Origin of the sequence: Treponema succinifaciens DSM 2489 (genome assembly GCF_000195275.1) — a bacterium.
GTDB classification, from domain to species: Bacteria; Spirochaetota; Spirochaetia; order Treponematales; family Treponemataceae; genus Treponema_D; species Treponema_D succinifaciens.
The window spans coordinates 2,356,843-2,376,432 of the sequence record NC_015385.1; the positions used below are offsets into that span (position 1 = coordinate 2,356,843).

Genomic DNA, 19,590 nt, shown 5'->3' on the forward strand with positions numbered 1-19,590 from the left:
ATTCCAACCGCAAATCAGCGGAAAGATTCCCTTATTCTAAGCTCGTAGCCGACTTTTGTGTGGCTTGGAACTTTTTTTCCTTCTATAATATCCACAAGAAGATTTCCTGCCTTCTTTGTGAGATTTGAAACATTTACATTCAAAGCCGTAATCGGAGGTGTATTGTTCTCCAAAACCTGGCTGTCGTAAAACGAAATCACCTGAATGTCCGCCGGCACTTCATAGTCATTCTGCTTGAGCCATTTAAGCACATATACGCAGATAATGTCATCCATACATACAAGGCACTGCGGATTTTTTTTCATAATATCCGGCAAGATTGAAAAAACATCCTTCTGATTTTCCAAATTCCAATGAACAACACTGCCGTCCAAGGAAATTCCAGAAGAAGCAAAGCCTCTCTTAAATCCTTCAAATCGGAAAGTGTTCACGCTGTTTTTGTTGTCGCCCGCAAGAACCGCAACTTTTTCACATCCGCGGCTTATCATAAACTTTGTCATTTCGTAGCAGCCAGAAATCTGGTCGCTTCCAACATGGCAAAACTCATTGTCATCGGGCGTGCCCATTACAATAAACGGAATCCCTTCTTTTTTCAAGAAGTCCACAGATTCATCTTTTTCTTCAAGACGAGTCAAAATAATGCCGTCTACTTTCCTATTTATAACAAGCCGCCTTAACGGAGTAATGTCTCCGCCGCCCTGAACAACAATCAGAGCATCATAGCCAGCCTTGTAAACAGATTCAGAAATTCCAACGAGGCAATTCTGAAAAAACGGATTGTCCTCTTCATTCTTTGGAATCACAACGCCAATATTGAAAGTCTGCCGCAAAACAAGTCCTTTTGCCATCGGATTAGGAACATAGTTGCACGACTGAACTTTTTCCATTACACGCCGCCGGGTTTCCGCGCCAATCCGCCCCTTGCAGTTTATAACTCGGGACACTGTTGACTTTGAAACTCCAAGTTCCTGGGCAATATCCGAAATTGTAACAACAGAAGCGGACCTTTCCATAAAAACGTTTCCAAACTATTTTATTAAACAATACAAATCCAAAAACTTTGCAATGTTTAAAGTTTACACCAACAATTCTTATAAAACAAGAAAAATCGGTTGCTCAACACGAAAAAGTATACACGTGTCGATTCAATTTGTCAAACTTTTTTTATAAATTCTTTGTAATTTTCTTACAAAAATAATAACGTTTCCAGTAAATTTTCTTGCACACCAGTTTTTTTTATGCAATACTTATTTTATGTTTGAACAAACCGCAGAAAAAATCAAAAACGCAAAAATCATTCCAGTTGCAAAAGTACAGGAAAAAGAAGACGCAATAAAACTTGCACGCGCGCTCACAAACGGCGGAATGAAAGCTGTCGAAATAACTTTCAGGACAAACGACGGCGAAACAGGGCTAAAAAAAATCGCTTGTTGCATAGAATCAATAAAAAAAGAGTTTCCGAATATTCTTGTTGGAGCCGGAACAGTAATAAACACAAGCCTCGCACAAAAAGCCCAGAATGCCGGAGCGGATTTTCTTGTTTCCCCGGGATTCAATCCAAAAACAGTAAAGTGGTGCGTTGAGCATGAAGTTCCGTTTTTTCCTGGAGTTTGCACGCCGGGCGAAATTGAGCAGGCAATAGAAGCCGGACTGAATTTTTTAAAGTTTTTCCCTGCGGAAGTAATGGGCGGAACAAAATTCCTAAAGTCGCTGGCAGGACCTTTTCAGCAAACAATGTTCATCACGACCGGAGGAATAAATGCTGAAAATTTTTCAAGCTATCTTTCATGCAAAAATGTAGGCGCGGTTGGCGGAAGCTGGATGTGCCCCGAAAATCTCATAAAAGAAAAAAAATGGCAGGAAATTGAAAAACTTTGCGAAAAATCAAATTTTCCCCGCATAAAAAACTGCTAAAAAAACTGCCCTCTAAGCTAAATAAATTCAGCTTAAAGGGCAGCCTTTGAATAGCTTAACTAGAAATCAGTGATTAAACCAATCCCTGGGCAACCATTGCGTTTGCAACTTTTACAAATCCTGCAATGTTAGCACCGGCAACATAGTCGCCTTCTGTAGCATATTTCTTTGCAGTTTCGTAAGCGTTGTCGTGGATGTTTGTCATAATCTGCTTGAGTTTAGAGTCAACTTCTTCAAATGTCCAAGAAAGACGCTCTGAGTTCTGGCTCATTTCAAGTCCAGAAACCGCAACACCGCCGGCGTTTGCGGCTTTTCCAGGAGCGAACATAACTTTATTTTCCTGAAGATACTTGATAGCTTCCGCGCGTGTAGGCATATTTGCGCCTTCTGCAACGAGCATACATCCGTTTGCAACAAGTTTCTTTGCATCCTCAAGGTAAATTTCATCCTGAGTTGCGCAAGGCAATGCAAGGTCAGCTTTTACGCCCCAAGGTTTTTCGCCTTTGAAGAATTTTGCGTTAGGATATTTCTTTACATAAGCGTCTACTTTTTCTTTGCGTGCGCGGAATTCCTTTACATAGGCAAGTTTTTCCGCAGTGATTCCTTCTTCATCAAGAATATAGCCAGTTGAATCAGACAAAGTGATTGGCTTTCCGCCGAGCTGAAGAAGTTTTTCAGCAGCGTACTGGGCAACGTTTCCATCTCCAGAAATAATAGCTGTCTTTCCTTTGAAGTCCTGGCCTTTTTTTGCAAGCATACATTCAACAAAGTAGATAAGTCCGTAGCCTGTAGCTTCTGTGCGGGCAAGAGAACCGCCGAATGAAAGTCCTTTTCCTGTAAGAACTCCAGTGTACTGGTTTGTAATTCTCTTATACTGGCCGAACATATAAGCAACTTCTTTTCCGCCTACACCTTTGTCTCCAGCTGGAACATCTGTGTCTGCGCCAATATGACGATAAAGCTCTGTGATAAATGACTGGCAGAATCTCATGATTTCTGCGTCTGATTTTCCGTGGCCATCAAAGTCTGAACCGCCTTTTCCGCCGCCCATTGGAAGAGTTGTAAGGGAATTCTTAAGAACCTGCTCAAATCCGAGGAATTTCAAAACATCAAGTCCTACTTCCGGAGAAAAACGCAAACCTCCTTTATAAGGTCCGATTGCGCTGTTAAACTGAACACGGAATCCGCGGTTTACGTGAGGTTTTCCTGCATCGTCAGTCCAAGGAACACGGAACATTACAATTCTCTCTGGCTCAACGAAACGCTCAAGAACAGCATACTGCTCCAGCTCAGGCATTTTGTCTACCGCAGGAGAAATTGCTTCAAGAACAAGTCCAGCAGCCTGAAGAAAATGACCTTGATCTGCATAGCGCACAGAAATGTCATCCCAAACACGTTTACAATAAGCATTTTTAATACTGTATTCCATATAAACAACCCCTGTTTCTTGATTTTTTAATTTGTAACCCCAGAAATCAAGAAAAAACTTAAATAATATTAAACTATATTAAATGTTTTGAAAAGTAAAAAGTTAAAAATTTGTTGCAACATTTTACAAGCCGCTATATAATAAATACTGAAATTTCTTTAACGAGGCTTCAGAATTGACAGAGGAAAGCTGCCTTGAAAATGTTTTGCTTTCATATAAAAAATACTACGATGTTTCAAGAAATCCATGCAAAGATTTTTGTGCAACTGCGGAATTCCACTCGCACGAGGAACATTATTTTCTAACAAAGACGGCAAGAATCGCGGAAGTGGATTCAAATGAATATGTCTATTTTGCAGTTGAAGAAAACCTTTCATTGAAAAAGCTCAAGGAACTTTCCAGCGCGGCATGGTCAGACGGACTTTCAAAAGTAAAGCCTTTTTACGGACACAAAAATTCAGACATAAGCCTGATTGTCATAGCCAGCTCAGTTGAAAAAGATGCAGCCAAGGGAGCAAAAAAAATCAAGCTGCACAAGTCGTACAAGTTTTCATTTTTTGGCTGGAGCAACTTCAGTCTGATTGTCTACGACGTTTCAGCAGGAAAAACTTGGTTCAACTGGCACGGAAGAAATCTGCGCAGTATTTTTTCAAAAATGACACTGTAGCTTTTTAAGAAAATTTTGAGTGAGATTCAAAACTCATTCACATTTATATATTTTTTGGAGGCAAAAGAGATGGCTGCTTTACTGATTATTTTAGCGGCGCTTGTTCTGCTTTTCTGCGGATACGTTTTTTACGGTTCGTGGCTTGCAAAGCAATGGGGAATTGATCCGGCGAAAAAAACACCGGCAAAGGAAACACCTGACGGAATTGACTACGTGGCTGCAAAACCGGCAGTTCTCATGGGACACCACTACTCTTCCATAGCAGGGGCAGGACCAATCAACGGACCTATACAGGCGGCAGTTTTCGGATGGGTTCCAGTATTTTTGTGGTGCATAATCGGAGGAATTTTCTTTGGCGGAGTCCAGGACTTTGGCTCGCTGTTTGCATCTATAAGGCACAAGGGAAAATCCGTAGGCGAAATCATAAACGACACAATGGGAGCAAAGGCAAAAAAGCTCTTTATTATTTTTGCGCTTCTTGTTCTTATCCTTGTAATCGCCTCGTTTGTAAACGTTGTTGCAGGAACCTTCTTTACCGTGGCAGGAAGCCCAGTAATGTTCGGGCTTGTTTCAAATCCGACAAACAACCAGACGACAGCAATGATTTCAATTTTATTCATTGTGCTTGCCGTTATCTACGGAATCATAACAAACAAATGCGGACTAAAAACGCTTCCAGCTACAATCCTTGGAATAATCGGAATCGTGATTGTTACAATAATCGGTCTCAACGTGGGATTCGCAATGAGCCGCAACGCCTGGATTGTTTTTGTAGGAGTTTACATAGCGGTAGCTTCTCTTGTTCCAGTGTGGATTATGCTTCAGCCGCGCGACTACCTTTCAAGCTTTTTGCTTTACGCCATGATGCTTGTTGCACTTGCAGGAATTTTAGTCAATGCATTTAAAGGAAGCTCTGCAATCGAATTTTCAATTCCGGCATTCACAGGCTGGAAGACACAGGCAGGATTCCTTTTCCCAACGCTTTTCATAACAGTAGCTTGCGGCGCCTGCTCTGGATTCCACTCGCTGATTGCAACAGGAACAACCTCAAAGCAACTTGACAACGAAAAAAACGCAAAGGCAATCGGATACGGCTCAATGCTTATTGAATCCGCGCTTGGAATAATCGCACTTATTTCTGTAGGCGTTATCTGGACCCAGTGGAAACAAGGAAAATTCGGCTCACCATCCGCAGCATTCGGTGCTGGAATCGCGACACTTTTTGGTAAAGAAGGAAGCGGAATTTACAACACGATAAACGCTCTTCTTACACTTGCGGTTTCTGTATTCGCCCTTACTTCACTCGACACAGGAACAAGACTTAGCCGATTTATGTTCAGCGAGCTTTTCCTTAAAGACGGAGAATTTTCTTGGAAAGACGCAAAGGGAATCCGCAAAGTTCTTGCAAATCCGTTCTTCGGAACAATCTCAATGGTTGTAATCGGAAGCGTTCTGGGCGGACTTAAGCTCAGCCAGATTTGGGGACTTTTTGGTGCGGCAAACCAGCTTTTGGCAGGACTTGCGCTTATGGCGGTTGCAGCTTGGCTCGGTCAGGCAGGAAAAAACAACAAGATGTTCTTTATTCCAATGGCATTTATGCTTGCGGCTACTTTAACAAGCCTTGTTCTTACTGTATACAAAAAGATTGCGGCAATGATTCAAGGCGTGCAGGGAGCTCTTGTCTGGGGAAACTGGTTCCAGCTTTTATTCGCAGCGGCAATGTCGGTTCTTGCAGTAATTCTTGTTATTGAAGGAATCCAGACATTTAAGAAACAGAAAAAATAGCTTGGAGCTGCTTCACTCAACATAATGTATCTGAGCTATACAACGTAATGCATAGCTTCCATACATTATAATGAGAAACACAGTATCAGCATAATGATAAGCATACTATCAAGCCAATGATAATCTACGTGCCATTATGCTGACGCATAGACATAAAAAGAGGCTTCCCAACCAAGGAAGCCCCTTTTTTTCTTTATTACCTCTATTTACAATCTAATTACCAAGCAACACGAACGCTGACCGCCGCAGAAGGAATCTTTGAGGCAATGTCGTAGCTTCCGCTTACAGTAAGGTTCAGGAACAGAAGGTCAAGCCCGATTCCTCCAAACACCTGCGGATAAACAGAAAATCCAGAAGAGCTTCCGCTGAACGAGCTAGGAAGAATTCCCCATTTTAATGCGTTTGCAACACCTTCATAATAAGTATCACTTTCTTTTGCAATGATTCTTGCCCAGTCAGCATTTACCTTCCAGTCAACAGAAGTTTTTGAGAACAAGGCGCGTCCTCCAATGAACGGAACAAGGCAAAGCAACTTGATAGAAGCCTGTGTATTTACCATGAATGTTGTAGACTTAAAGTCAAGGCTGGCTTTTGCAGTGTCATCATCTACATCAACTCCGCCCTTTGTGTAATAGAATCCAGCTCCAACTGACCATTTTGGACGCATGAATCCGCCCTGAAAAATCGCATAGCGGATGTCTGCTCCAAGAGTAAAGAAGTCGATTGCAACAGGATCAATAGCTTTGTCAACTGAATCCATCTTTGAAGTGTCAATTGACATTGCAGTAACGCCAATATCAAACGGAAGAATTATTCCGCCAAGACGCGCGTCAACAGTGATTGTCGGGAAAACAAGCGTGTCATTTATATCTTTTACGTCATCAACACCAAGCGCAAGGGCAGCATCTTTAAGCGTAGAAACATCAAGCGCAGAAACGCCTGCATTTACACCAGCACCAAAATGGAATCCCGGGAAAATCTTTCCAATCCAGGCTTCCGCATAAACATTCTGCTGAGTCTGCGAGTTCGGAATAACATCCGCAAGGTCATCGCAAAAGTCGTTAAGTCCATTTTCTGCAACAGTAAATGGAGAGTCTGTCGGAATGTAATCTTTAATATTTTCATAGGCGTCTTTTACAGCACTTTCTGCTTCACGGATTTTAGAAGCATCAACCTTGTATTTATTCAACGCATCATTGATTTCGGATTCTCTTCCTTCAACCAAACTAAAAACATCCGACGGAATATCGATTGTAACAGAAACTCCGTTAATATCTTTTACAGTAATCTGCTTGTAATCAATCGCAAAAAGTCCGGAAGCCGCAAAAGTGCAAGCCATTGCCAATGCAGCAAACTGCTTTATTTTCTTTACCATAGTGGTTCTCCTTAGATTCTAAAAACAAAATCTTCTTAATTTATAGCATATTATTCTATGCAAGTCAAAAAAAAATGAGCTGCCGCACAAGACTTTTAAATCTCGGCAGGTCAGCCCGTTTATTCAGCAAAATATTTTAATTTAGCTGTTTTTCATTCCGTTGACTTTTTCAAGGCGGGCAAGAGCTTTTGCTTCTGCCTCGTCAGCGTCTTTCTTGAGCTTTTCTACAACAGTGTTGATATTGTTAACCATATATACAGGCTGCAAAGTTGCATCCAGACAGTCACGCCAAAGTGAACTTTCCGGGTCAACAATGTTTCTCTTCAAAGTTGCCATTGAAATCGGAATATGAACATATTTATCATGCACAAGTCCAATAACAATCTTTGTTTTTCCTGCCATAGCCGCATGAACCGCATTGTTTCCAAGGCGCTCGCAGTAGATAGAATCGTTTGCAGTTGTAACAGCCGCACGCACTTCGTATCCAGGGTCAATGTATTTAAGGTTGATATGGATTTTCTTTGAAGCAAAATATTCAGTGATTCTGTCGCGAAGATAAACACCAATGTCCGCAAGTTTTTTGTTTCCGGAAGCATCAGTCTGATTTGTAGAAGTCAAAAGCTCCTGTCCGGCTCCCTCTGCAACAACGATTACAGCGTGATGGCGTTCGTTCAAGCGGTCTTCAATATGAGCAAGCAAGCCGTTCGGTCCATCCAAGTCAAAAGGAACTTCAGGAATAAGGCAGAAGTTAGCTTCGTGGCTTGCAAGGGCAGTCGCAGTCGCAATGAATCCGGATTCGCGTCCCATAAGCTTTACAAGACCGATTCCGTTAATCTGCGAATGCGCTTCCATGTGGATTGAATTTACAGCCTGAGTAGCCTTCTGAACAGCAGTTTCAAATCCGAAAGAGCGGTCAATAAACTGAAGGTCATTGTCTACAGTCTTTGGAATTCCCACAACTGAAATCTTAAGTCCGCGGCGGTCGATTTCGTTTGCAATATCAAGCGCGCCTCTCTGGGTTCCGTCTCCACCGATGATAAACATCATGTTGATTCCCATGCGCTCAATGGAATCTACAATGTCAGAAGTTCTGTCTCCGCCTCCGCGTGAAGTTCCAAGGAAAGTTCCGCCGATTTTATGGATTGCGTCTACATTATCCGGGTTAAGGTCGATTGTGTCATATCCCTGCTCTGCAAAGAATCCTTTATATCCAAACTGAATTCCTTTGATTCTGCGCACACCGTAGCGGTTCCAAAGGCAGCGGACAACAGCGCGGATTACATCGTTAAGTCCAGGGCAAAGACCTCCGCAAGTGCAGATTCCAGCAGTAACGTGAGTCGGGTTAAAGTAAATATATTCACGAGGACCTGCTTTTTCCATGAACTTGGCTTTGTCATCGCAATCTTCTTCAGCACCTTTATAAACATTCACCTGGCGGCGAACATAAGAATTGTCTGTAACATAAGCGGCGCGGAAATTTCCGTGCTCCAAAGAAAGTTCAATAGGAGACTTTACCTTGCATTCTCCCAAGTTTTCAACTGAAAAATCATATTTCATTGTTGCCATAGCAAACCTCGTACCGTGAAATAAAAAGTCGTAAAAACACGCTCTTATAAAGATACTTTCAAATGGTAAAAAATTCAATATCGTAAAAAAAAGAAATTGTTAAACTTGACCAAAAAGCGTTTTTTGCATAGCTTTCTATATTATGAGAAAAACTTTTTACACTTTGGCGGCAGTTTTTTTGTGCCTTTTTGCATTTTCAAGCTGCGGATACAACGGACTCATCGACAAGCGTGAAGCAGTTGAGCAGCAGTGGGCAAACGTAGAAAATCAATATCAGAAACGCTCTGACTTAGTTCCAAATCTTGTGGCGACTGTAAAAGGATACGCTTCGCATGAAGAAAGCGTTTTCACACAAATTGCTGAATCGCGGTCAAAGCTTGGCGGAACTATAAATGTTGACATAACCGATGATCCTGAAAAATTCGCACAGTTTCAGGCTGAACAGAACACTTTTTCTGCAAGCATCGGACGGCTTCTTGCACTAACGGAAAGCTATCCGGAACTCAAGGCAAACGAAAATTTTCTTGATTTGCAAAGCCAGCTTGAAGGAATTGAAAACAGAATTTCCACGGAACGAAAAAGATACAATGATGCTGTAAGCGAATACAACAAGTCAATTCAAAAATTTCCCGGCGTTCTAACAGCGAAAATGTTCGGCTTTACAAAGAAAGCTTATTTCCGCTCGGAAGAAAAAGCCGCAAAAGCCCCTGAAGTTTCGTTTTAATTCGGAAGCTAAAAAATGAGCGCATCTTTTTTCGGCGGAAGCAAGCAGAACAAAAATTTCATTTGGATTCTTGTCCTCACATTTTTCATTGTAGCATTTCTGTCATTTTCCGCAAAAAGCAAAGGGGAACAGAACAGCGCGGCTTTTAACAATGAAGCCGACGGAATGTATAAGCCGGTTTTAGACAACGCGGGAATTTTTTCAAAAGCGGAACTAAGGCAGCTTGAATCCTTCATTGCAAATTTGGACGAGCGCACAGGAATTCAGATTGCGGTTATTATTGTAAAAAAATTGGACGGTGAAGACATTGAGTCATTCAGCATGAAGCAAGCGGAACAATACAAGCTTGGTCAAAAAGGAACTGACAATGGAGTTCTGTTAACAGTCGCCATGAAAGAGCGTGAATTAAGAATTGAAACCGGCTACGGCGCAGAGGGAATTCTTACAGACGCAGTTTGCGCACGTATAATCCGCAACAAGATCACCCCGCTGTTTAAGCAGGAAAAATATTTTGAAGGAATCGAAAGCGGAATCAAAGCCATTGCTTCAGTTTTAACAAGCGACGAAAAAATGACAGAAAATCAGTCCCAAACTGAAAATTCTGCGGAAGAAGACGAAGAAGAAAATCCTTTTTCTGTTCTTGCGTTTGTCTTTTTTGTAGTGCTTATTTTTATAATATTTGGGCGCGGAAAAAATCTCTGGATTTTACCTTTTATTTTTGGCGGCGGAAGTTCAGGCAGAAGAAATTCAGACAGTTTTAGAAAAGGCGGAGGAGGAAGTTTTGGCGGCGGCGGCGCAAGCGGACGCTGGTAAAGCAATTTTTTTTAATTACAACTGTCATTTTTTTAGAGTTAAACAGATTTTCGGCTCTAGCCTCTAAGATGACAGATTATTTTGGCTGAAGATGACAAAAATATAAAACTCAACATTCAGTCTAATCAACAAGCCATAAAAGCCGGCTTATTATTTTCCGTGTTCCCTTACAAGAGTGTTCATTTCGTTTGCCATGTTTTCCAACGAAACCTGCTTTTGGACAGCTCCAAGCTCATAAGCAACACGAGGCATTCCATAAACAACCGATGATTCTTCGTCCTGTCCCAAAGTCCAAGCGCCCTGTTTTCTCATTTCCGCAAGCTGAACCGCTCCATCACGACCCATTCCAGTCATTATAACTCCAAGCGCCCTGTTCTGGTAAATTTTCGCCACGGATTCAAAAAGCCAGTCCGCAGAAGGTCTGTGTCCATTGCGAAGATCTGCGCTGGAAAGCCGGATTACATTGCACAAAGTTGATTTTTCCACAACAATATGAAAGTTCCCGGGCGCAATATAAATCTGCCCAGGATGAATTTCATCTCTGTCTTCCGCCTCTTTTACTGAAAGCGGACAAATTTTATCCAGGCTCGCGGCAAATTCCTTTGTAAAACCCGCCGGCATGTGCTGAACAACAAGAATCGGACGTGAAAACTTAGGATCAAGATGCGCAAAAACTTCTCTAAGCGCGTTAGGCCCGCCGGTAGAAATTCCAATGGCAACAACTTCAATTCTGCCGGGCTCTCTTAACGGAACAATGACTTCCGGCTCTTTTCTTTTTGAAGTAAATAAAACTGGAGAAAAAGTTTCCTGCGACAAAGCCGCCGGAGCAATTTTATCTATAATGCCTTCTTTTTTTGCAGCGGCCTCAGCCTCACGGAGCTTTGCCTGCTTTACAAAAGTTTCTGTTAACGGAATATTTTTTCCGTTTTTGCGGGCATATTTTCCACCGTAAGAAGCAATTTTTTCGATAATCGCGCTTGAAACTGATGCGATATTGCTTGAAATTGAGCCGGACGGTTTTGTGATAAAGTCACTTGCTCCAAGCTCCAGGCACTGCATTGTTACAGCCGCGCCTTTTGTCGCTATAGAAGAAAGGATTACAACAGGAATGTCCATGCCGCGTTTCTTGCGTTCTTCCAAAAACTGAACACCTGTCATTTCAGGCATTTCTATGTCAAGAAGAATCAAATCCGGCTTAAGAAACGGAATTTTCTGAAGCGCGAATTTTCCGTTCATTGCAGTTCCGCAAACATTCATGCCTTCGGTTTCGTCTACAATTCTTGAAATAAGATTTCGCATCAACGCTGAATCATCGCAAACAAGTACTTCAATATTGTCCATCACAAAATCTCCGCAATAGAAAAGCGGGCTTATTTTTCATTTTTTTGATAAAGGCAAGCCCACGGTGTTTTTAAGAATTCAAATTTCGTGTCCATTCCAAAAAGGCTTTCAGAATGTCCGATAAAAAGATAGGAATGACGCGCCATTGACTTCCAGAAATTATCAATTGTTATTTTCTGCGCCGCCTCGTCGAAGTAAATGAGAACGTTTCGGCAAAAAACAATGTCAAAATTTCTTGCGCCCATGTCAAAACGCAAATTGTGGTAGTCAAAGCGGATTGTCTTCATAAGCTCAGGCTTAATCTGATAGCCGCCTTCAACCCTTGTAAAATACGAAGCAAGGTAATTCTGCGGAATTCCTGAAATGCGGGAATCCGGATAAAAACCTTTTTGCGCTGTCATCAGTGATTTAAGGGAAATGTCGGAAGCAATGATTTCAAATGTATAAGGAGCTGGAAGCTTGTCCTTTAGAAGCATCGCCAAAGTGTAAGGCTCTTCGCCGGTTGAACATCCCGCGCTCCAAATTCTGATTTTAAAGTCCCCGATGGTTTGTTTTTTATCTTCAATAACATGAGGGATTACATAATTTATAAGAGCATCAAAATGCGGCTGGTTTCTGAAAAATCTTGTAAGATTCGTTGTGATACTGTCAAGGAAAACTTTGAATTCTTCCTTATCGCTGGTTATCAAACGGTAATACTCCTGAGGATCTGTCAGATTTTTTTCACGCAGACGTTCCTTTAATCTGCTGTCAAGAATCGAACGATTTGTCTCTGAAAAAGTTATGCCGCTTGCATCGTAAATGAGTTTTCTAAATTCATTGAATTGTATATCTGAAAGCAAATCTGCCATAATTCAAATTATATAATTTAATAAAATATTTGTAAACTGAATTACAGCAGCATAAATTTACAGAACATAAGCATATAAAAGCTGATTGGAAAAATTTTTAAATCAAAACAAACTTTAAAACTTTCTTATTTCCACAAATTCGCAGGATTTATTGAGCGGCCGTTTTTGTAAACTGTAAAATGCAAATGCGGCCCCGTGCTCATTCCAGTGCTTCCAACTCTGCCGACCATTGTATTTGTGTCAACAAACTGACCTTTTCTTACAAGAATTTCATTCATGTGTCCGTAAAGAGTTTTATAACCTGAATGATGCGAAACAATCACATATTTTCCATATATTGCATTATCTCCGCAAACAGAAACTACTCCTGGAAGAGCCGCATAAATAGGAGTTCCCTTTGCGCATGCCATGTCGATTCCGCCGTGAAACGTTCTCTTTGAACTGTCAAAAGGACTTGTGCGCCAACCAAACATCGAAGAATAATAAAAGCGTCGTGTCTTAAGTGGCTTTGTAAACAAATCACCGTTGATTTCCTGCCGGGTAACCCAGTCAAGCTCCGCATAAGGCACAAAAAGCGATTTTCCAGCTGAAAGTTTTTCAGAAAGTCCAAGGTTGTTTACAGAAGAACATTTTTGAGCGTCAACATTGTATTTTTTGGAAATCGATTCAACAGTTTCGCCATCTTCCCTTACCGCGTAAAGAATTCCCGGCATTGAAGGAATTTTCAAATACTGGCCAATCTGAATCAAGCGCGAAGCATGAATGTTATTTACGCTGATTATTGTGTCCTGAGTAACACCGAATTCATCCGCAATAAAGCCAATCATGTCGCCTTTTTTCACGCGGTATGAAATATATGAAAGTCCGCTGTCGTTATATTCAGGCTGAACCGGAATGTCTTCGCCGGAAAAAATTTCAGTTGAAATATGAGATGAAGTATTTGAATCAAATCCGCCTTGACCGCTTGAATTTTTAAAATGAACAACACCGAATGTAATTCCCGTTACAAAAGCCGCAATTCCTGCAATGGAACAAGCACAAGTCAATGTTAATTTTAAGTATAATTTCATTTTTAGAGTTTTACTATAGCACACATCATCTGAAAACTCAATTTTATTTTTTTTCATAGCAACCTCTAAATTTTTTTGTTCAAACCGATTAAATAAGTTTCAAAAGATTCTGTGCGGCAGGCTTCCGGCTTGAATCCTTTTGCCTGAGTAAAAATTTCGCGCATTTTCATAAGAAGCTTTTGCTGATCTCCGTTTTGAAAAATTTTCACGCAGAAATTTCCGCCAGTCTTAAGCATTGCACCCGCATACCAAATCGCCATTTCAACAAGCGCCTTTGAACGCAAAGTGTCTATCGTGCGGTTTCCAGTCGTCAAAGGAGCGGCATCGCAAACAACCAAGTCGTAAGGCCCCTGCTCCTTTATAAGATTCCGAATTTCCTCGCTAAGCAAATCGCCCTGAAAAAAAACAAGATTTTCAGCCTTGACATCTTTTGAAAGAGGATTCAAATCTACGGAAACAACTTTTCCAGACTGCTTTATATTTCTTAAAAGCCAGACCGTCCAGCTTCCAGGAGCAGCCCCCAAATCAAGAATAATGGAACTTTTTTTTAGCATTCCAAATTTTTCATCTATTTCCTGAAGTTTATAAACGCTTCTTGCAGGGTAACCTTCCTTGAAAGCTTTTTGAGACCAGTAATCGGGCTTTTTGTAAAGATTCTGTTTTGATGGCATACGTTGATTTTCGGAAAAAAAACGAGATTTATTAGCATTGTTGAAGAAATAACACATATAAAATTGCGACTATTTATTACAAATTTCTGTCTTTTTCATAAAATTTTTATACAAATTTCTTTAATTTTCATTGTAACTCTTTTTTTTTTCACTTAAACTTACTGAAAATCAAACAAAATCAAGCGGGTCTATATGAATTACAAATTCGGAGATACACTTCCAAAATTAGTCAGAAAAAGCGCAATCCAGTGGCCTGAAATTTCAGCGCAACTTTCAAGAACAAAGTCGGGCGAATACAAGGAAACAAATTATCACGATTTATTTGAAAATGCCATGGACTTTGCCGGCGCGCTTTTGGACATCGGCGTAAAACGAGGAGATAGAGTCGGACTCATTGCTGACAACCGCGAAGAATGGGAGCAGGCAGACGTCGGACTTCTTTCAATCGGAGCAATAGACACACCGCGCGGTCTTGATGCAACAGAAACTGACCTTGCTTACATTCTTTCTTTTTCAGAAGTTGAAATCACAATTGTTGAAAACGAAACGCAAGTAAAAAAACTTTTGAATATAAAAAAATCAATTCCAACGCTCAAGACAATAATTTCATTTGAGGAAGTTTCAGAAGACGCAAAATCAGACTGCGAAAAGCAAAAAGTTACTTGCCTTTGGTTCAGGGATTTGCAGAAATCAGGACATGAATGGCGCAAGCAGCATCCAGACGCAGTTGAACAGGAACTTGAAAAAGGAAAACCGGACGACCTTGCAACAATAATTTTTACAAGCGGAACTACAGGAACTCCAAAAGGCGTAATGCTAAGCCACGGAAATATTTTATGCCAGCTTGACGAAGTTACAGAGCGAATATTTTTAAATCCTGGCGAGCGCGCCTTGCTAGTTCTTCCTGTATGGCACGCATTTCAAAGGGCAGTTGAATATGTAATCATTGCTCAAGGAGGAACTCTTTGCTACAGCAAGCCGATTGGAAGTGTTCTTCTTCAGGATTTGCAGAAACTTGATCCTTATCTTTTGCCGGCTGTTCCGCGTGTCTGGTCAGCAGTTTACGAAGGAATCTGGCGCAAAATGAGAAAAACCGGCGGAATCGCATTTGCGCTTTTCAGATTTTTCGTTGCAGAAGCATTATTATGGAGCAAAATCGACAGAAAATTAAGAAGAAAAAACACACGCTTCAGTCCAGACTATCTTGGCTTTTGGTGGCCGGTTCTTGTATGGCCGTGGCTTCTTCTTTATCCAATCAAACTTCTTGGAAACTTGCTTGTCTTTAGAAAAATCAGAGCAATGGTTGGAAAAAATTTTCGCTCTGGAATTGCCGGCGGCGGAGCATTTCCTAAAAATGTTGACGAGTTCTTCTGGGCAATCGGCGTAAACATTCAGGAAGGCTACGGACTTACAGAAACTTCTCCTATTATAAGCGTCCGTCCGATTGCAGATCCGATTTTCGGAAATGTCGGAACTCCTTTGCGCGGAATGGAAGTAAGAGTTGTTGATGATGACGGAATCATTCTCGGCAGATGCAAAAAGGGAACTCTCCAGATAAAGGGTGATTGTGTTATGCAAGGTTACTACAAACGCCCGGATTTAACCGACAAAGTTATGACCGTGGACGGCTGGTTTGACACTGGCGACATTGCAATTCTTTCTGTGAACAATGAAATTCAGCTTAGAGGCCGAAAAAAAGACACAATAGTTCTTCAAGGCGGAGAAAACATTGAGCCGCTTCCAATTGAAGCAAAAATAAACGAATCCAGATTCATTTCAACTTCTGTTGTATTCGGAACAAACGAAAAAGGAATCGACCAGAAATATCTTGTGGCGCTTATTTTGCCAGACCAAGATGCAATTGAAACTTATGCGACAGAAAACGGAATCAATTTTAACTCTTATGATGAACTTGCAGAAACTGAAGCGATTCAAAAACTTCTTGAAGGCGAAGTATTCGAATCAATCAGCGCAAAAAATGGATTCAAGTCTTTTGAGCGAATAAACAAAATCGCGGTAATAACAAAGCCTTTTGAAGTCGGAGTAGAACTAAGCGCAAAGCAAGAAATGATGCGCTACAGAGTTGCAGATATTTACAAAGAAAAACTCGCAAAACTTTACAAAGACTAAAGCTCCAAAATACAAGCTCCTGATTTTGAATCAATCGGGAGTTTTTTTTGTGGATTCAGCACTCTGATTTTTTGTCCGCTAAAAAACTGCTGCGTAGTCACAACAAGCAAAAGTCCTTTTTCTGAGCAAGCGTAATATCCGCTTCTTCCGCCCGGAAGTTTTATAAGCTCGCTTGTTATCCGCATTGAAATAAATTCTGGTCTTTCATCGGAAAAACAGTTGCATCCGTCAATTTGTCCAGCTTTTGATTTTTGGAACGCAACAAAAGAAAGTACAGCCCTTTCCTTTGGAAGCTCGGATTTTTCAGAAAGTTTTTTCAATTCAGTCGGAGCGTTGTCTGTTTTAAAAGCATAGTTGCACCATTTACCGCCTTTTTTTCCATCCATAGGACACTGGCAAAAATGCGTGCAAGGGGAAACTGGAAAAAATCCGCGCCGCATAAAACTGTCGCGCATCAAACTTACAAGCCGCGCCGAACGAGGATCGCCTGGCTCTACAATAATATAACGCGCATTTTCATTTTCAAATTTTAAATATGAAAGAATTTGTTCCGTATATTTTTTTGCAAGAAAGTCCGGCGGATTTTTAAAATCATCACAAAGCTCATTGAAAAGATTTGCGCTTGTAACAAAATCAGCTTTTTCTTTTAAAGCTGAACCAAGCTCGCCTTTCACACGGACAATTTTCCACGGTTCGCATTTTAAACGTGCTGCAACTGAAAGAAAAATATTTTCACCAAAAGCCAAAGCCTGTTGCGAAATGTCAAGACAGTAAAAAGTGATACATTTTTTTCTAAGTTCAGGACGAGACAAAAAAAGCGCAAGCGGAACAGTGAGAGGTCCAGAGCCAAGATCAAGAAAAACAGAAGAATCTTTTACATCGAAAAAATTTTTATCAATATTTGAAAAAAGCCGCACAAGCCGCACAAGATTCCACCAAGTATAATAATGAACATACGCGCTTAAAAGAACAGTCTGGTTCATGTAGCCAAGCCGACGCTCTCCACGCTCATCCGTAAGAAAATGGCTAAGGCTGCGGATTTGCCTTGGCAGCAAAAGTTTTTGCTTGGAATTAAGCGGATGTGTTGACTCAATAACTTTGTCAAAGTCTTCAATTATTTTTTTTGCATCTTCTGGAATATTTTCAGCGGAAAATAAATCTTCTAACGGCTTTACAAATTTCGATTTTTGAATCGAATATATTCTTTTTGAGCTTAGCTGTTTTTTTTCAGGAGCGTTGTTTTTCTTTAAATTCTGCTTTTCAAGAAATTCTTTTTTTCTCTGTTCAGATTTTATTTTATCCTTAAGTTTTATCCCCTGCCGTTTTTCGTACCACTTAAGTTGAATTTTCTCTTCCATCAATTTTCCTCTTGCCTCTTGGCTTTTTGAATTTCAAAAAAAAGCTCGCTCAAATCTGCCCGAATTTTTCTGATTTCCATCACGGCATCTGGATTGTTTTGGACATTTTCTGCATCTTCTATAATCTGATTTTTTGCACCTTCAATCGTAAATTTTTTTACATAAATCAGATATTTCAGTCTTAAAACAATTTCTACATCACGCTGCGAATAAATTCTTCGGCCGGAATAATCTTTCCGTGGAGCAAACCCAGGAACAGTTTCTTCCCAGTAACGCAAAACGTGCTGCTTGACTCCAGTAATTTTTTCAACTTGCCCGATGCTGTATTGCGCCATCAGAGTTCCTTTTCATTCTTTTCAGTTCTATCCTTCCACTTTTGACGGCTGGCTTTCATTTCAATCTGAACCGGAATATGATCAAAGCCCAAGTCTTCGCGAATTCTATTTTTCAAATAAGTAACATAACTCAAAGGAACATTGTCTGGCCGGGTTGCAAAAATCAAAAAGTTCACGGGATTAATGCTAGTCTGAGTCATGTAGCGGATTTTAAAATGAATAGACCTTGTAGCTGGCGGCGGATATTTAAACAGCCAGTCTTTTAACGCGGTGTTCAAAGACGCAGTATCAACCTTGCGTGTAAGCTGACTGTAAATTTCCAACGCTGTATCCATTAGATTTTTTATTCCGTCATGATTTTTTGCGCTCAACGGAATAATCGGTGCCCAGTTCATCTGACCAAACATTGTCTGAATCCATTCTTTTGTTTTCTTTACAGTTTTGTTTCCTTGGTCTTCAAGTAAATCCCATTTGTTCAAAATAAAAACAACACCGCGGCCTCTTTCAAACGCAAGCCCTGTAATTTTTTTATCTTGTTCTGCCAAGCCTTCAACTGCATCAATCATAATAAAAGCAATGTCGCATTCATCCAAAGTTTTTATGGCGCGGTTCACGGAATAATATTCAACATTTTCTTTGACTTTGGATTTTCGTCTGATTCCAGCAGTGTCCAAAATCTGAATATCATGTCCATTGTAGCGGAAACTTCCTTCAACAACATCGCGGGTTGTTCCTGCATAGTCGCTCACAATAGAAGATTCTGTATGTGTAAGAGCGTTACTCAAAGTTGATTTTCCAACGTTAGGTTTTCCAAGAATGGCAATACGTATTGGACGTTCTTCTTCTGAACCTTCTGTCACTTTTGAAAAATCAAGTCCTTCAATCATTTTTTCCTGAAGAACATTCAAGCCGTCGCCGTGAAACGCAGAAATAAGTGAAATGTCTTTAAAGCCATATTTCATGTAGTTGTATGCAAGATGCTCGTTTTTTCCGCCCTCAGTTTTATTGACGGCAACAATCAATTTGTCGGAATAACTTCTGAGCAAATGAATCAGTTCTTCGTCTTCAGAATTTATTTCAGTTGCGTCAAGAAGCAAAAGAATCTTGTCAGCCTTTTGAAACATACTGACAGTCTTTTCCACAACAAGATCGTCCATTTCACTTTCGCGGGATTTTAAATTCCGGGTAAGTTTATATCCACCCGTGTCCATAAGGTGAACAGGAAGCCCCGACAAAAAACAAGTTCCTTCAACAGGGTCGCGCGTAACGCCGGGAGTTGGATCAGTAATGGCGCGCTTTGTATGAGTAAGAGCATTGAACAAAGTTGACTTTCCAACATTAGGACGGCCGGCAATTACAATCAATGGAAGATTGTTATATATTCTATCCGGGAAAAATTTCTGGCTGCGTTCTTTTCTGCGGCTTTCAATTTCTTTTTTTACGGAAGAATTTTCTTCATCTTTTTTTTCTTCTATCTGACGAATCTCAAGCTCGTCTTTTTTTTCTGGCTTTGGTTTTGAAAAGTCCGGCTTTTTCTTTTTATTTTTTTTCATTTGTTTTC

General features: G+C 40.6%; 17 protein-coding genes. 6 read left to right on the top strand and 11 right to left on the bottom strand.

Translation table 11 applies throughout. The features are described 5' to 3' along the window. Window positions 1–14: 14 nt before the first annotated feature. Complete coding sequence (locus tag TRESU_RS11180; RefSeq protein ID WP_013702319.1) at window positions 15–1,013, bottom strand: LacI family DNA-binding transcriptional regulator; 999 nt, start codon at window positions 1,011–1,013, stop codon at window positions 15–17. A gap of 241 nt (window positions 1,014–1,254) precedes the next feature. On the opposite strand from TRESU_RS11180, the gene eda reads away from it, so the two are divergent. After that, entirely contained in the window at window positions 1,255–1,914 is a 660-nt protein-coding gene (gene eda, locus TRESU_RS11185; RefSeq protein ID WP_013702320.1) for a bifunctional 4-hydroxy-2-oxoglutarate aldolase/2-dehydro-3-deoxy-phosphogluconate aldolase, read from the top strand. Between the two features lie 73 nt (window positions 1,915–1,987). On the opposite strand, the gene gdhA is transcribed toward eda, so the two are convergent. After that, on the bottom strand, window positions 1,988–3,343 hold the full coding sequence (gene gdhA, locus TRESU_RS11190) for an NADP-specific glutamate dehydrogenase (RefSeq protein WP_013702321.1): 1,356 nt from the start codon (window positions 3,341–3,343) through the stop codon (window positions 1,988–1,990). Between the two features lie 175 nt (window positions 3,344–3,518). Between gdhA and TRESU_RS11195 the strand changes: the two genes are divergently transcribed. Both TRESU_RS11195 and TRESU_RS11200 read left to right on the top strand, forming a co-directional pair. After that, window positions 3,519–4,010 carry a DUF8052 family protein gene (locus TRESU_RS11195; RefSeq protein WP_013702322.1) on the top strand — a complete coding sequence of 164 codons (492 nt, stop codon included), beginning with the start codon at window positions 3,519–3,521 and terminating at the stop codon, window positions 4,008–4,010. A 69-nt stretch (window positions 4,011–4,079) separates the two neighbouring features. Then, the gene (locus tag TRESU_RS11200) at window positions 4,080–5,795 is read left to right on the top strand and encodes a carbon starvation CstA family protein (RefSeq protein WP_013702323.1); all 1,716 of its coding nucleotides are present in this window, start codon (window positions 4,080–4,082) and stop codon (window positions 5,793–5,795) included. A gap of 217 nt (window positions 5,796–6,012) precedes the next feature. Here the strand turns inward: TRESU_RS11200 and TRESU_RS11205 are convergent, their stop codons facing one another. Both TRESU_RS11205 and TRESU_RS11210 read right to left on the bottom strand, forming a co-directional pair. Further along, complete coding sequence (locus tag TRESU_RS11205; RefSeq protein WP_013702324.1) at window positions 6,013–7,170, bottom strand: hypothetical protein; 1,158 nt, start codon at window positions 7,168–7,170, stop codon at window positions 6,013–6,015. A 141-nt stretch (window positions 7,171–7,311) separates the two neighbouring features. Then, window positions 7,312–8,736 carry an ATP-dependent 6-phosphofructokinase gene (locus tag TRESU_RS11210; protein WP_013702325.1) on the bottom strand — a complete coding sequence of 475 codons (1,425 nt, stop codon included), beginning with the start codon at window positions 8,734–8,736 and terminating at the stop codon, window positions 7,312–7,314. Between the two features lie 142 nt (window positions 8,737–8,878). Between TRESU_RS11210 and TRESU_RS11215 the strand changes: the two genes are divergently transcribed. Continuing rightward, on the top strand, window positions 8,879–9,460 hold the full coding sequence (locus tag TRESU_RS11215; protein WP_013702326.1) for a LemA family protein: 582 nt from the start codon (window positions 8,879–8,881) through the stop codon (window positions 9,458–9,460). Between the two features lie 15 nt (window positions 9,461–9,475). After that, the gene (locus TRESU_RS11220) at window positions 9,476–10,273 is read left to right on the top strand and encodes a TPM domain-containing protein (RefSeq protein ID WP_013702327.1); all 798 of its coding nucleotides are present in this window, start codon (window positions 9,476–9,478) and stop codon (window positions 10,271–10,273) included. Window positions 10,274–10,423: 150 nt separating this feature from the next. On the opposite strand, the gene TRESU_RS11225 is transcribed toward TRESU_RS11220, so the two are convergent. The 4 genes from TRESU_RS11225 to TRESU_RS11240 all read right to left on the bottom strand — a co-directional run bounded on the left by TRESU_RS11225 (window position 10,424) and on the right by TRESU_RS11240 (window position 14,206). Further along, window positions 10,424–11,614 (bottom strand): protein-glutamate methylesterase/protein-glutamine glutaminase, encoded by a 1,191-nt coding sequence (locus TRESU_RS11225; protein WP_013702328.1) that lies wholly within the window; start codon window positions 11,612–11,614, stop codon window positions 10,424–10,426. A gap of 29 nt (window positions 11,615–11,643) precedes the next feature. Further along, entirely contained in the window at window positions 11,644–12,465 is an 822-nt protein-coding gene (locus TRESU_RS11230) for a CheR family methyltransferase (RefSeq protein WP_013702329.1), read from the bottom strand. 125 nt (window positions 12,466–12,590) lie between these two features. Next, a complete protein-coding gene (locus tag TRESU_RS11235) occupies window positions 12,591–13,592 on the bottom strand; it encodes a LysM peptidoglycan-binding domain-containing M23 family metallopeptidase (protein WP_013702330.1) in 1,002 nt (333 codons plus the stop codon). An 8-nt stretch (window positions 13,593–13,600) separates the two neighbouring features. Continuing rightward, a complete protein-coding gene (locus TRESU_RS11240; protein WP_041612071.1) occupies window positions 13,601–14,206 on the bottom strand; it encodes an SAM-dependent methyltransferase in 606 nt (201 codons plus the stop codon). A gap of 192 nt (window positions 14,207–14,398) precedes the next feature. Here TRESU_RS11240 and TRESU_RS11245 point away from each other — a divergent pair, with 192 nt between their 5' ends. Continuing rightward, window positions 14,399–16,336: an AMP-dependent synthetase/ligase gene (locus TRESU_RS11245; protein WP_013702332.1), complete on the top strand. Its 1,938-nt coding sequence runs from the start codon at window positions 14,399–14,401 to the stop codon at window positions 16,334–16,336. On the opposite strand, the gene TRESU_RS11250 is transcribed toward TRESU_RS11245, so the two are convergent. From TRESU_RS11250 to der, 3 genes are read right to left on the bottom strand one after another with little or no spacing between them, the layout of a single operon-like run. Then, complete coding sequence (locus TRESU_RS11250; protein ID WP_013702333.1) at window positions 16,333–17,694, bottom strand: small ribosomal subunit Rsm22 family protein; 1,362 nt, start codon at window positions 17,692–17,694, stop codon at window positions 16,333–16,335. The genes TRESU_RS11245 and TRESU_RS11250 overlap by 4 nt on opposite strands. Next, the gene (locus tag TRESU_RS11255) at window positions 17,694–18,029 is read right to left on the bottom strand and encodes a MerR family transcriptional regulator (RefSeq protein ID WP_013702334.1); all 336 of its coding nucleotides are present in this window, start codon (window positions 18,027–18,029) and stop codon (window positions 17,694–17,696) included. The genes TRESU_RS11250 and TRESU_RS11255 overlap by 1 nt, the downstream gene beginning before the upstream one ends. Further along, window positions 18,029–19,582, bottom strand: coding sequence for a ribosome biogenesis GTPase Der (gene der / locus TRESU_RS11260; RefSeq protein ID WP_013702335.1), 1,554 nt, complete (start codon window positions 19,580–19,582; stop codon window positions 18,029–18,031). The genes TRESU_RS11255 and der overlap by 1 nt, the downstream gene beginning before the upstream one ends. Window positions 19,583–19,590 lie beyond the last annotated feature (8 nt).